We start from the raw sequence: 12,538 nt of genomic DNA on the forward strand, positions 1-12,538 counted from the left end.
TGGGAGGGTGAGCACATGCGGGCCGAGGACGTGCTGGGTCGGGTCATCCTGATCACCGGCAAGGAGGAGTTCCTCGGTGCGCGGACCGTCGACGAGGTGAGGGCGGCGGTGCGCGCCCACGACGCCGAGGCCGAGTTCGCCGACAGCGCCGCCTCCGACCTGACCTTGGCGACGCTGGGCGAGATGGCGGCGCCGTCGCTGTTCTCCGCGGTGCGCTGCGTCGTGGTGCGGGGCTTGGAGAACCTGCCGGAGGAGTCGGTCGAGGGCCTGCTGGGATACGCCGCCGCCCCGGTCGACGACGTCGCGCTGGTGCTGGTCCACGGCGGCGGCCAGAAGGGCAGCGGCGTGCTGACCAAGCTGCGCAAGCTCAAGACCGTCACCGAGCACAAGTCCGAGGAGCTCAAGGCGTCGGACTACCCCGCCTTCGTGGCCCACGAGGTGCGCCGGCACGGCGCCTCCATCGACCGTGAGGCCGCCGACGTGCTGATCGAGGCGATCGGCCGCGACCTGCGCTCGCTGGCCGGCGCTGCCCACCAGCTGACCAACGACTTCCCGGGGGAGCGGATCGGCGAGGCCCAGGTCCGTCGCTACTTCGGCGGCCGGGCCGAGGCGAAGTCGTTCGCGGTGGCCGACGCCGCGTTCGCCGGACGTGACCGGGTCGCCCTGGAGGAGCTGCGCTGGGCGCTCGACGCGGGGACGGCCGCGGTGCTGATCACCTCCGCGTTCGCCGGGAGCGCCCGCGGCCTGGCCCGGTTGGTCAGCGCGCCGCGCGGGATGCGCGACGCCGACCTGGCGCGCGAGGTGGGCGTGCCGCCGTGGAAGCTGCGCTCCCTGCGCGACCAGGCGCGCGGCTGGACCGAGGGGGGCCTGGCCCGCGCGATCCGCGCGGTCGCCCAGGCCGACGCCGACATCAAGGGGGCGGCCAGCGACGCGTCGTACGCGCTCGAGCGGCTGGTCCTCACGGTGATCGCGCTGCGTCGCGGCTGACGGCTCGCGCCGCGCCGCGCCGCGCCGCGGAGATTCACGAGGAAATCACGAAGGGAGCCCCCGCGGACGCGGGGACTCCCTTGACGTGATGGCTCAGGACCGGAGCCAGCAGGGTGGTCTCAGAGAGAGGCGGCCTGCTTCGCGATCGACGACTTGCGGTTCGCGGCCTGGTTCTTGTGGATGACGCCCTTGGAGGCGGCCTTGTCGAGCTTCTTGGTGGCCTCGCGGCCGAGCGCGACGGCAGCGTCCTTGTCGCCGGCCTCGGCGGCCTCGCGGAACTTGCGGATCGCGGTCTTCAGGCCGGACTTGACGGCCTTGTTGCGCTCGTGACGCTTCTCGTTCTGCTTGTTGCGCTTGATCTGGCTCTTGATGTTCGCCACGGGTTACTCGCCTCTGTGTCGGGTGGGATGCTGGTTCTGGTCCGGAGCGCGCCTCGGTCACCCTGGTCCCGACCGCCGGGAGGGCGGGCAGGAGGGAACGCGGAGACGCGACCAGTAAGGCTAACAGCGGGTCGATCCGCCGCCCAAATCGGGCAGGATGACCTCGTGCGCGCCCCCTCCCAGCCGCCGTTCCCGATCGGCGTCCTGTTCGTCCTGCCCACGATCCTGTTCTGGTTCCTCGTGGTCAAGGGCGCCACGAGCGGCGACGAGGGCGCGGCGGGCAGGTACGCCGGGCACGCCTTCGGGGTCGCCGGGCTGACCCTGGCGGTGTTCGCCTTCGTCAAGATCCGTCAGGTCCGCGCGCGCAACGCGGAGCGGCTGCGGGCGGTGCGCGACGGGATCCGGGCCACGGCGCGGATCGTGAGCACCCGGGTGACGGGACATCTCAACCAGGACCCCTACGTCGTCTTCGAGCTCGAGATCGCTCCCGAGGCCGGCGCGAGCTACCGGACCAGTGTCACCGAGCTGGTCTCCCAGCTGGCGATCCCGCGGATCCAGCCGGGCATGGTGCTGGACGTGCACGTCCACCCCGACGACGAGAGGCATGTCGTCATCGACGCGGCAGCGCTGGGACGCTGAGCCGGGCGCGCTCAGGTGGCCCAGCCGCGCCGCTCGGCCAGCCAGTCGTCGATGACGTCGCGCTGCCAGGCCTGCGCCGCGCGCAGGTGCGGCGAGGTGGCGGGGACGGGCTGGTCGGCGTTGGCGGCGAAGAAGCCCAGGACCAGCGCGAGGAACACGTCGACGTCCTCGGCCGGCACGCTCGCGAGCAGCGGGTGGGCGGCGATGTGGGCCTCGACGTCGAGGCCGTCGCCGCGGGGGCCGATGAGCAGCAGGAGCGAGTCGAGCCAGGTGGCGCCGACGCTGGGCCAGTTCCAGTCGCACAGGAGTGCGGTGCCGTCGGGGCGGATCAGGATGTTGTCGTCGCGGATGTCGGTGTGGACGACGGTCTCGCCGGCGACCACGTCGGCGTACCGGTCGGCGAGGGCGCGCAGCTCGGCGCGCCGCGGATGCGCGACCCGGTCCCAGAGCGCGGGCCAGGACGCGAAGTCGTCGACGGCGCTGGCGAGCCCCGGCCCGGGTGCGGGGGTGAGGGCGTCGGCCATGGCGACGGCCATGGCGGAGGCGGCGGCGAGGTCCTCGGCGGTCCAGGGGCGGTGGGGAGCGCGGGCCTCGACGTATTGGGTCGCGAGCAGCCGCCAGTCGGCGACCTCGTCGGTCCACAGCAGCCGCGGCGCGGGTACGGCGGCCGGCAGCCCCGCGAGCTTGCGCGCCTCCTCGTGGTAGGCGTCGGCGAAGACCCGCTGCGCCTTGGTGGAGGCCGCCTTCACGAAGGTGCGGGTGCCGTCGGCGCAGGTGAGCACCGACGCGAACCCGGGCGTGAACCCGCCGTCCTGCGAGACGGCGTCCACGACCGGCGAGCCGAGGCGCTGCTCGACGGCGCGCCGGACGAGCGGCGGCAGGTGCGCCCAGGACAGGCGCCGGGCGGTCCGGCCGTGGGGGATGACGGTGGGGAACACGCGGCCCATCATGGCCGACCACCGGACGGCTGGGCTCCCGGCGTCGAGGACTCCCGGACGACGAGTCGTCCGACCGGCCGGGCGGAGTGGTCGGGTGCGGGCCGCTCGTCGAGCCGGGCGGCGAGCAGCTCGACGGCGCGGCGGGCCAGCTCGTCGGGCTGGAGGTCGATCGAGGAGATGGTGGGGCGGGCCGCGCGCAGGCTCTCGGCGTCCGACCCGGCGACGATGCGCACGTCGCCGGGGACGTGCAGGCCGCGCTCGCGGAGCACGGCGACGATGCCGAGGGCATGGTTGCTGGTGAGGGCGTAGATCCCGTCGGGTGCGGGACCGGACCCCAGCAGGGTCGCCGCGGCCCGGCGGCCACCCTCGTCGTCGAGGTGCTCGGGGACGTGGACCAGGCACGGGGTGATCCGGCGGTAGCGCGCCCAGCGCTGGTAGACGGCGGCGGTGCGCAGGTTCCACTCGTTGCGGTCGGTGCCGGTGACCAGGGCGACCCGGCGCGCCCCGGACTCCCAGAGGTGGTCGAGGGCGAGGCCGGTGAGCCGGCCGGACTCGATGTCGACGTGCGGCGCGGCCCCGGGCCCGACGGGTACACCGGGCACCTCGCCGACCGTGACGAACGGGATCCCGGCGCTGCTCAGCATCGCGACCAGCGGGTCGTCGGTGACCGGCTCGGTGACGATGAAGCCGTCGCTGGCGAGGGCGGCGCCGGCCGCGCGCGGACCGGTGGGGTCCGAGACCAGCATCAGGCCGAGGCCCTCGGCGAGTGAGGCGACCGCGGCCGCGCCGGCGAAGCGGGCGAAGTAGTCGACGTCGACCAGCAGGTCGGGGCGCAGCGCGTCGAGCTGGCGGGCGACCAGGGCGATCACGCCGAGCCGGTTGCGTCGCAGGCCCTGGGCGATCACGTCGGGGCGGTAGCCGAGGTCGTGGGCGGCGGCGCGGACCCGCTGCTGGGTGGCGGCGGCGACGCTCCCGTTGCCGGTGAAGGTGTGCGACACGGTGGTCACCGAGACGCCTGCGCGGCGCGCGACATCGCGGATCGTCGGTCGACGGGCGGTCACCGGCTCACGGTAGGCGGGCCCAAACCGTTTTGGCCAGCGCGGCGCATAGCCTGGTCCAAATCGTTTTGGCTGCCTAGCGTGACGCCGGACACATCGACCACCGGGAGAGCCATGGCCAGCCACCACCCCTCCGACGCCGCGCTCGGCGCCGGCGCCGCCCACGACGTGGGCCTGCTGCCCGGCCAGGTCGAGGCGCACGGCATCGACGTCATCCCGGACGCCGAGCGCACCGGCACCGCCCGCGGCCTGTTCGCGCTCTGGGTCGCGCCGAACGTCAACTACCTCTCGTTCGTCGTCGGCGGCGTGCTGGTCCTGATCGGCCTGAGCCTGGCCCAGGCGATCGCGGCGGTCGTGGTCGGCTGCCTGTTCTCGATCGCGACCGGCATCGTCGCGGTGACCGGCCCGGTGTCGGGCACGCCGAGCCAGGTCGCCACCCGGGCGATGTACGGCGTGCGCGGGAACCGGGTCGCGATCGCGGTGAACGGCTGGTTCGTCTCGGTCTGCTACATCGCGCTGAACTGGCTGACCGCCTCGGTGATCGGCTTCGCGCTCACCGAGCGGCTCGGGCTGGGCTCCTCGGCGCCGGTGCAGGTCGCGGTGGTGCTGGTGATCGCGTCCGCGACGACGGCGATCTCGGTCTACGGCCAGGGCCTGATCATGCGGCTCTACGGCCCGCTCTCGGCGGGCCTGACGCTCGTCTTCCTGCTCGTCTCCGGCTACCTCGTGGCGAAGGCGGACCTCTCCTACGCCCCGCCGGTGGCCCTGCACGGCGCCGACCTGTGGCTGACCTGGGTCGCGGGCGTGACCCTGATCGCCGCGACCCCGCTGTCGTACACGATCAGCTCCGACTTCGCCCGCTACCTGCCCCGCGACACCAGCCCGGTCGCCGTCGCCACCTGGACCGCGCTCGGCAACGCCGTCCCCGGCGTCGTGCTGCTGACCGTCGGCGTCCTCGCCGCCACCGTGACCGACCTGTCGGACCCGGAGGCCGGCCTCGCGGGCATCGTCCCGGGCTGGCTGGTGACGCTCTTCCTGGTCGCGATCATCGTCGGCATCCTCGCCAACAACGCGCTCACGACGTACAGCTCCGGGCTGGCGCTCCAGGCCGTCGGCCTGCCGTTCTCGCGAGTCGTGAGCGTGATCGTGACGGCGCTGGTGGGCGTGGCGATGACCCTCTACGCGCTGTTCGTCTTCGACTTCCTCGACACGGTCAGCAGCAGCCTGGTCCTGCTGGTCAGCCTGGTCGGCCCGATCATGGCGATCTACGTGACCGACATCCTGATCCGCCGCAACGCCTACGACGGCGCCGAGCTCAGCGACAGCACCCCGGGATCGCGCTACTGGTACACCGGCGGGGTCAACCTCGCCGGCGCCATCGCCTGCCTCGTCTCGTTCGCGGCCGCGCTGATGTGTGCCAGCACCGAGGCCTTCACCGGACCGATCGCGCGCTCCCTCGGCGGGCTCGACCTGTCCGTCCCGGTCGGCATGATCGGCGCCGCGGTGCTGTACGCCGGCCTGACCCGCCTCTTCTACGGAAGGACCCCCCGATGACCCGCCAGCCCGGCCGGCCCCGCGCCACCGTCCTGCGCAACGCCCGGATCTTCACCGCCGATCCCGACCGCCCGTGGGCGGGGTCGGTGACCCTGGCCGAGGGCCGGGTCCAGGCCCTCGACCAGGCCGCGCCGGAGGGCGCCGAGGTGATCGACCTCGACGGCGCGTTCGTGCTGCCGGGCTTCGTGGACGCCCACACCCACCTGGTCGAGATGGGCGCCTCGGCGGAGGAGGTCGGCCTGGTCGACGCCGCCGGCATCGCCGAGATCCAGGCTCGGGTGGCCGCCGCCGCGACCGAGGGGCGCGCCCGCGTGATCGGGAACAGCTGGCTGTTCCCGGCACTCGAGGGCCGGGCGCCGCACAAGGACCTCCTGGACGCGGTCGTGCCGGACGTGCCGGTGTACCTGCAGGCCAACGACCTGCACTCCACCTGGTGCAACTCCGCCGCGCTGCGCGAGCTCGGCATCGACCGCGACACCCCGGACCCGATCGGCGGCACCATCGAGCGCGACGTGGCCGGCGAGGCGACCGGTCTGCTCAGCGAGATGGCCGCCCTCGGCCTGGCCCGCGGCTTCCTCGCCGCCCAGGTCACCGACGCCGACCGTGACACCTGGCTGCGGGCCGGGATGGCCCGCTACCTCGCCGACGGCGTCACCACGGTCGTCGACATGGGCGTCGAGGAGCACGACCTGGCCGCCTTCGAGCGGGCCCTGGCCGCCGACGCGCTGCCGCTGCGCGTCATCGGGCACTGGCTGGTGAAGCCGTCGGCGACCGAGGCAGAGAACCTCGCCCAGGTCGCGACCGCGCTGGCCCACGCCCGCCGCCTCGACGGCGACCGGCTGCGGATCACCGGCATCAAGATCATGGCCGACGGCGTGATCGACAGCTGCACGGCCTCGATGGCGAAGCCGTACGCCGACGGCAGCAACGCCGCGCCCATCTGGGGCCGCGAGGCGCTGATCCCCGTGGTCGTCGCCGCGGACGCCGCCGGCCTGCAGATCGCGATCCACGCGATCGGCGACCAGGCCTCGGCCATCGCCCTCGACGCCCTCGAGGAGGCGATCCGGGTCAACGGCCCGCGTGAGCGCCGGCACCGGATGGAGCACCTCGAGGTGGTCTCCGAGGAGAGCGTCGCCCGCCTGGCCCGGCTCGGTGTCGTCGCGTCCATGCAGCCGGTCCACGCCGACCCCGCGGTCCAGGACAACTGGCGCGCGGTGCTCGGCGACGAGCGGGTCGAGCGCGGCTACCCGTGGCGCGAGATGACCGACGCGGGCGCCGTGCTCGCCTTCGGTACCGACGCCCCCACCGCCCCGCACCTGCCGCTGCACAACATGTACGTCGCCACCACCCGCCGCTCCGCGCTGGTCGAGGGGCTGCCGGCCAACACACCGCACCTCGCGGTGCCGCTGGCCGAGGCGCTGACCCACGCCACGCGGGACGCGGCGTACGCATCCCGGATGGAAGGGCTGGTCGGCGCCATCGCGCCGGGCCGCGTGGCCGACCTCGTGGTGCTGGCGGCCGATCCGTTCGCGACGGCGCCCGAGGACCTGCTGACCACCGAGGTGCTGCGCACCTTCGTGGCCGGCGTCGAGCGGACTCAGCGTGCGGCGGGGTCCAGCGTCCTGGCGTAGATCGCCGCACCGTCGACGTCGCGCAGCGTGACGCTCAGCCGCCCACTGCGGCCGTCGACCTCGACCTCGCCGAAGAACTGGAAGCCCTGGGCGGGTGAGGCGTTGGCGGCGGGCGGGGCCGCGACGAAGTCGGCGCGCGGGCCGAAGGTGCCGTCGAGCGCGTTCGGCCCGAACGCGCCCGCGTTGAGCGGACCGGAGACGAACTCCCAGAACGGGTCGAAGTCCTGGTACGCCGCGCGGTCGGGCGAGTAGTGGTGCGCCGCCGTGTAGTGCACGTCGGCGGTCAGCCAGACGTGGTTGCGGATCCCCGCCCGGCGCAGCGCCGTGAGCACCCGGGCGATGTCGATCTCCCGACCCAGCGGCGTGCCCGGGTCGCCCTGGGCCAGGCCCTCCTGGGCGGTGGCGCCGTCCGGCACGACCAGGCCCAGCGGGAGGTCGTTGGCGATCACCTTCCAGGTCGCCGTCGAGCGCCGCAGCTCGTGGATCAGCCAGGCCGTCTGCGCCTCGCCGAGGACGCCGCCGTCGCCGGCCGGCTCGCGGTCGTCGGTGTTCGGGTCCTTGTGGGTGCGCATGTCGAGCACGAAGAGGTCGAGGTGCCGCCCGTAGTGGATCACCCGGTAGACCCGGCCCTCGGGGTCCGGCGAGATCTGCGCCACGGGCACGTACTCGTGGAACGCGCGGTGCGCGCGGGCGGCGAGCACGTCCACCCGCTTCTCGGTGTAGCGCGTGTCGTCGAGGATCTCGCCGGGATACCAGTTGTTGGTGACCTCGTGGTCGTCCCACTGGGTGACCTGCGCGGTCTCGGCGAGGAAGGCGCGCCAGTTGTCGGCCATCAGGTTGTAGCGGTACTGGCCGCGGTACTCGTCGAGCGTCTCGGCGACCTTCGTCTTCTCCGGGATCACCAGGTTGGTCCAGGTGCCGCCGCCGGGCAGGGCGACGGAGGCCTGGACCGGGCCGTCGGCGTACACGTTGTCACCGCTGCACAGGAAGAAGTCGGCGTCGCGCGAGCGCATCGCGTCGGCGATCCGGAAGCCGCCGTACGCCGGGTTCACGCCCCACCCCTGCCCGGCGATGTCGCCCGACCACAGGAAGCGCACGTCGTCACGGCGGCCGGGCGCGGTGCGCAGCCGGCCGACGACGGGGGCGCTGGTGGCGCGGTGGTGGTGGAGGTCGACGGCCCGGATCCGGTAGTGGAGGTCGCTGCCCTCGGGCAGGCCGCGCAGCAGGATCCGCCCGGTGAGGTCGGTGTCGGGCGTGACCACCGGCCCGCGCACGGTGTGCGCCCTGCGGAAGGACGGGTCCCGGCTGATCTCGGCGACCAGCCGGGAGGGCCGGTCGGCCTTGGACCACAGCACGGCGGAGCCCGGCCGGACGTCGCCCGACTGGACCCCGAGGGGCAGGGCGGGGCGGTCGCGGCGGACCAGCAGGGGAGCGGCGGCGGCCCGGCCGGCGAGCCCGCCGGTGGCGAGTCCGGAGGCGGCGGCGGTGCCGGTGACGAGGGCGGCGCCGCGCAGCAGGGTGCGGCGGGAGGTGGGGGCCGAGAGGTCCGAGGTCATGGCGCCCAGCCCACCGCTCGCGGGCGAACGCCGGGGTGCCGGGCGGGGGAGCCGCGGGTGAACCGCGGGCGGCGAATTCCTGAACCCGTCCGGCTTTGGGAGAATGGCCCCACCATGTCTGCCGCCGCCCCGCAGCCGGGTCACACCGACCCCGCGATCATCCGCAACTTCTGCATCATCGCGCACATCGACCACGGCAAGTCGACGCTCGCCGACCGGATGCTGCAGCTCACCGGCGTCGTGGGCGAGCGCGAGGCCAAGGCGCAGTACCTCGACCGGATGGACATCGAGCGCGAGCGCGGGATCACGATCAAGTCCCAGGCCGTGCGGATGCCGTGGACGGTCACCGCCGACAACGAGGCGGGTGCCGAGCCCGGCACCTACGTCCTCAACATGATCGACACCCCGGGCCACGTCGACTTCACCTACGAGGTCTCCCGCTCGCTCCAGGCGTGCGAGGCGGCGATCCTGCTGGTCGACGCAGCCCAGGGCATCGAGGCGCAGACCCTGGCGAACCTCTACCTCGCGATGGGCGCCGACCTCCACATCATCCCGGTGCTCAACAAGATCGACCTGCCCAGCGCCAACGTCGAGAAGTACGCCGCCGAGCTGGCCAACCTGGTCGGCTGCGAGCCCGAGGACGTGCTGCTCACCTCGGCCAAGACCGGCGTCGGCGTCGAGGCGCTGCTCAACGAGATCGTGAGGTCGGTGCCGGCGCCCGTCGGCGATGCCGCCGCCCCGGCCCGGGCGCTCATCTTCGACTCGGTCTACGACACCTACCGCGGCGTGGTCACCTACGTCCGGGTGGTCGACGGCGAGCTGTCCCATCGCGACAAGATCAAGATGATGTCGACCGGCGCGCTGCACGAGATGCTCGAGGTCGGCGTGATCAGCCCCGAGCCGATGAAGGCGGCCAAGCTCGGCGTGGGCGAGACCGGCTACCTCATCACCGGCGTGAAGGACGTGCGTCAGTCCCGGGTCGGCGACACGGTGACCGTCAACGGCCGCCAGGCGAGCGAGCCGCTGGGCGGCTACGAGCACCCCAACCCGATGGTCTTCGCCGGGCTCTACCCGATCGACGGCGACGACTACCCGACGCTGCGCGACGCGCTGGAGAAGCTCCAGCTCAACGACGCGGCGCTCACCTTCGAGCCGGAGACCTCGGGCGCGCTGGGCTTCGGCTTCCGCTGCGGCTTCCTCGGCCTGCTCCACATGGAGATCACCCGCGAGCGGCTCGAGCGCGAGTTCAACCTCGACCTCATCTCCACCGCGCCCAACGTGGTCTACGAGGTCGTCATGGAGGACGGCACGACGCTCACCGTGACCAACCCGAGCGAGTACCCCGACGGCAAGATCGCCGAGGTCCGCGAGCCGATCGTCGACGCCACGGTGCTCGCGCCGGCCGACTACATCGGCACGATCATGGAGCTGTGCCAGCAGAAGCGGGGCACCCTCCAGGGCATGGACTACCTGTCCGAGGATCGGGTCGAGATGCGCTACACCCTGCCGATGGGCGAGATCGCCTTCGACTTCTTCGACCAGCTCAAGTCCAAGACCAAGGGCTACGCCTCGCTCAACTACGAGTTCTCCGGCGACCAGGCCGCCGACCTGGTGAAGGTCGACATCCTGCTCCAGGGCGAGCCGGTCGACGCCTTCTCCGCGATCGTGCACAAGGACGCGGCGTACTCCTACGGCGTGATGATGGCCGGCAAGCTCAAGGAGCTGATCCCGCGGCAGCAGTTCGAGGTGCCGATCCAGGCCGCGATCGGCGCCCGGGTGATCGCCCGCGAGAACATCCGCGCGATCCGCAAGGACGTGCTCGCCAAGTGCTACGGCGGTGACATCACCCGCAAGCGCAAGCTGCTCGAGAAGCAGAAGGAGGGCAAGAAGCGGATGAAGATGGTCGGCCGGGTCGAGGTGCCCCAGGAGGCCTTCGTCGCCGCGCTGTCCACCACCGGCCCGGCGGGCGACAAGCCCAAGAAGTAGGCCCGCTCAGGGCGCCCAGACCGCCGCGTCGTGCGCGAACACGACGCGGCGCGGGTCGAGGGCCAGGATCCGCCGCATCCACGCGCTCGGCGCGCTCGATGCGGCGTGCGCGGCCCACTCCGCCGCCGTGTCGTGCGCCTGGCCGGCGAGCACGACGGTGCCGTCGGTGCAGGTCACCACGAGGGACTGGTGGCCGTCGACATGACCCGGCGTCGGTACGACGAGCACCCCCGGCGCGAGCTCGGTCTCGCCGTCGAGCAGCTCGTAGCGGGCGCCCGGGAAGTCGACCAGCTCCGGCACCGTGTAGTCCGGCCCGCGCGCCGACTCCAGCTCCCCACGCTGGGCGAGGACGGGCCGGCCGGCGAGCAGCGGGTTGCCGCCGATGTGGTCGAAGTGCAGGTGGCAGTTGACGACCAGGTCGACGTCGTCGAGCCGCAGCCCGGCGCCCGCCAGCGCCTCCGGGAGCGGCACCCGGGTCGGCCGGTAGTGCGCCTCGGTCTCCGCGCCGGCGTCGCCCATCCCGGTGTCGAGCAGGAGCAGCCCTGCGGCCGTGCGCACGGCGTAGCCCAGCACCGCCTCGACTCGCGGCCGCCCGGTCCCGGTCTCCTCGGCCGGGCGCACGAAGCTGCCGAGGTCGATGCGTCGCACGTCGTCGACCCGCATGGCCAGCATGCCCCGCACGGTACGTCGGTTGGCCCGCTCTGGTGGGATGACCCCGTGCCACCGCGCGTCACCGTCCCCGCCGAGCTCGACGCCCAGCGCGCGCTCGGCCCCGAGTGGGCGGCCTGGCTGGACCGGCTCCCGGCGACCACCCAGGCGGTCCTCGACGACTGGGGACTCACGCCCGAGGGGGAGAGCTGGCACGGCTTCTGCTCGCTGGTGCTCCCGGTCACCACCGCCGACGGCACGCCTGCCGCGCTCAAGGTGGGCCTGCCCGACGACGAGTCCGAGCACGAGCACCTCGCGCTCCAGCGCTGGCACGGCCGCGGCGCGGTCCGGCTGCTGCGCGCCGATCCCGGACGCCGGGCGCTGCTGCTGGAGCGGCTCGAGCGCGAGGACCTCACCGAGGCCTGGGACGTGGAGGCCTGCGAGATCGTCGCGGGCCGCTACGCCGACCTGCACCTGCCGCCGATGCCGCAGCTACGCGCCCAGGCGGCGTACGTCGAGCGCTGGGCGGCCGCCCTCGCCCGCGACGCCGACACCGTGCCGGTGCCGCGCCGGCTGGTCGAGCAGGCGCTCGGCCTGGCCCGCGAGCTGGTCGCGGAGCCCGCGACCGCCGTCATCCACGGCGACCTCCACTACGGCAACGTGCTGCGCGGCCGTCGCGACGGCGAGGACGCCTGGCTGGTCATCGACCCGAAGCCGGCCAACGGCGACCCGCACTACGAGCTGGAGCCGATGCTGCGCGACCGGTTCGAGGAGTACGCCGCCCCGTGGGCGGTCGGCTCGGTGCGCGACGGCATCCGCCGCCGCTTCCACGCGCTGGTCGACGGCGCCGGGCTCGACGAGCCGCGGGCCCGGGACTGGGTGGTGGTCCGCTCGGTCCTCAACGCGCACTGGGCCCACGAGGACGCGGTCCGCGCGCGCCGGTCCCTGAGCGCCGAGGAGCGGGAGCACGTCACCGCCTGCATCACGGTCGCGAAGGCCGTCCAGGACTGAGCACCCGCACCGAGGCGACCGGGTCGTCAGCCTGCGCTCGTGGGCCGCGCTGTAACACGCTGTCAGCGCGACTACCCGGCGGTTGTCAGCGCTGAGCACGGCGTGTCGGAGGCGTTTGATGCGGAGAACCGACGCCCAGACGGGTGGACA

Annotated in this window: 11 protein-coding genes; 6 read left to right on the plus strand and 5 right to left on the minus strand. The window is 73.4% G+C overall.

Annotation, left to right across the window (positions count from 1 at the left end; all coding sequences use genetic code 11):
* Positions 1-15 precede the first annotated feature (15 nt).
* Positions 16-987 (plus strand): DNA polymerase III subunit delta, encoded by a 972-nt coding sequence (gene holA / locus JOD66_RS23600; RefSeq protein ID WP_204839244.1) that lies wholly within the window; start codon positions 16-18, stop codon positions 985-987.
* 119 nt (positions 988-1,106) lie between these two features.
* Here the strand turns inward: holA and rpsT are convergent, their stop codons facing one another.
* Positions 1,107-1,367 (minus strand): 30S ribosomal protein S20, encoded by a 261-nt coding sequence (gene rpsT / locus JOD66_RS23605; RefSeq protein WP_141799468.1) that lies wholly within the window; start codon positions 1,365-1,367, stop codon positions 1,107-1,109.
* Positions 1,368-1,532: 165 nt separating this feature from the next.
* Between rpsT and JOD66_RS23610 the strand changes: the two genes are divergently transcribed.
* Positions 1,533-2,006: a hypothetical protein gene (locus tag JOD66_RS23610; protein ID WP_204839245.1), complete on the plus strand. Its 474-nt coding sequence runs from the start codon at positions 1,533-1,535 to the stop codon at positions 2,004-2,006.
* A gap of 11 nt (positions 2,007-2,017) precedes the next feature.
* Here the strand turns inward: JOD66_RS23610 and JOD66_RS23615 are convergent, their stop codons facing one another.
* Positions 2,018-2,944 carry a phosphotransferase family protein gene (locus tag JOD66_RS23615; protein ID WP_307823686.1) on the minus strand — a complete coding sequence of 309 codons (927 nt, stop codon included), beginning with the start codon at positions 2,942-2,944 and terminating at the stop codon, positions 2,018-2,020.
* Between the two features lie 8 nt (positions 2,945-2,952).
* On the minus strand, positions 2,953-4,005 hold the full coding sequence (locus JOD66_RS23620) for a LacI family DNA-binding transcriptional regulator (protein ID WP_204839246.1): 1,053 nt from the start codon (positions 4,003-4,005) through the stop codon (positions 2,953-2,955).
* A 111-nt stretch (positions 4,006-4,116) separates the two neighbouring features.
* Between JOD66_RS23620 and JOD66_RS23625 the strand changes: the two genes are divergently transcribed.
* Both JOD66_RS23625 and JOD66_RS23630 read left to right on the plus strand, forming a co-directional pair.
* Positions 4,117-5,556 carry a purine-cytosine permease family protein gene (locus JOD66_RS23625; protein ID WP_204839247.1) on the plus strand — a complete coding sequence of 480 codons (1,440 nt, stop codon included), beginning with the start codon at positions 4,117-4,119 and terminating at the stop codon, positions 5,554-5,556.
* The gene (locus tag JOD66_RS23630) at positions 5,553-7,187 is read left to right on the plus strand and encodes an amidohydrolase (RefSeq protein ID WP_204839248.1); all 1,635 of its coding nucleotides are present in this window, start codon (positions 5,553-5,555) and stop codon (positions 7,185-7,187) included. The genes JOD66_RS23625 and JOD66_RS23630 overlap by 4 nt, the downstream gene beginning before the upstream one ends.
* On the opposite strand, the gene JOD66_RS23635 is transcribed toward JOD66_RS23630, so the two are convergent.
* Positions 7,154-8,743, minus strand: a complete 1,590-nt coding sequence (locus tag JOD66_RS23635; RefSeq protein WP_204839249.1) for an alkaline phosphatase D family protein — start codon at positions 8,741-8,743, stop codon at positions 7,154-7,156. The genes JOD66_RS23630 and JOD66_RS23635 overlap by 34 nt on opposite strands.
* Before the next feature lie 114 nt (positions 8,744-8,857).
* On the opposite strand from JOD66_RS23635, the gene lepA reads away from it, so the two are divergent.
* The gene (lepA, locus tag JOD66_RS23640; protein WP_204839250.1) at positions 8,858-10,729 is read left to right on the plus strand and encodes a translation elongation factor 4; all 1,872 of its coding nucleotides are present in this window, start codon (positions 8,858-8,860) and stop codon (positions 10,727-10,729) included.
* A gap of 6 nt (positions 10,730-10,735) precedes the next feature.
* On the opposite strand, the gene JOD66_RS23645 is transcribed toward lepA, so the two are convergent.
* Positions 10,736-11,401 carry an N-acyl homoserine lactonase family protein gene (locus JOD66_RS23645; protein WP_239545411.1) on the minus strand — a complete coding sequence of 222 codons (666 nt, stop codon included), beginning with the start codon at positions 11,399-11,401 and terminating at the stop codon, positions 10,736-10,738.
* A gap of 45 nt (positions 11,402-11,446) precedes the next feature.
* On the opposite strand from JOD66_RS23645, the gene JOD66_RS23650 reads away from it, so the two are divergent.
* Positions 11,447-12,388 (plus strand): aminoglycoside phosphotransferase family protein, encoded by a 942-nt coding sequence (locus tag JOD66_RS23650; protein WP_204839251.1) that lies wholly within the window; start codon positions 11,447-11,449, stop codon positions 12,386-12,388.
* Positions 12,389-12,538: the final 150 nt, after the last annotated feature.

Source organism: Nocardioides nitrophenolicus (genome assembly GCF_016907515.1).
GTDB lineage: Bacteria > Actinomycetota > Actinomycetes > Propionibacteriales > Nocardioidaceae > Nocardioides > Nocardioides nitrophenolicus.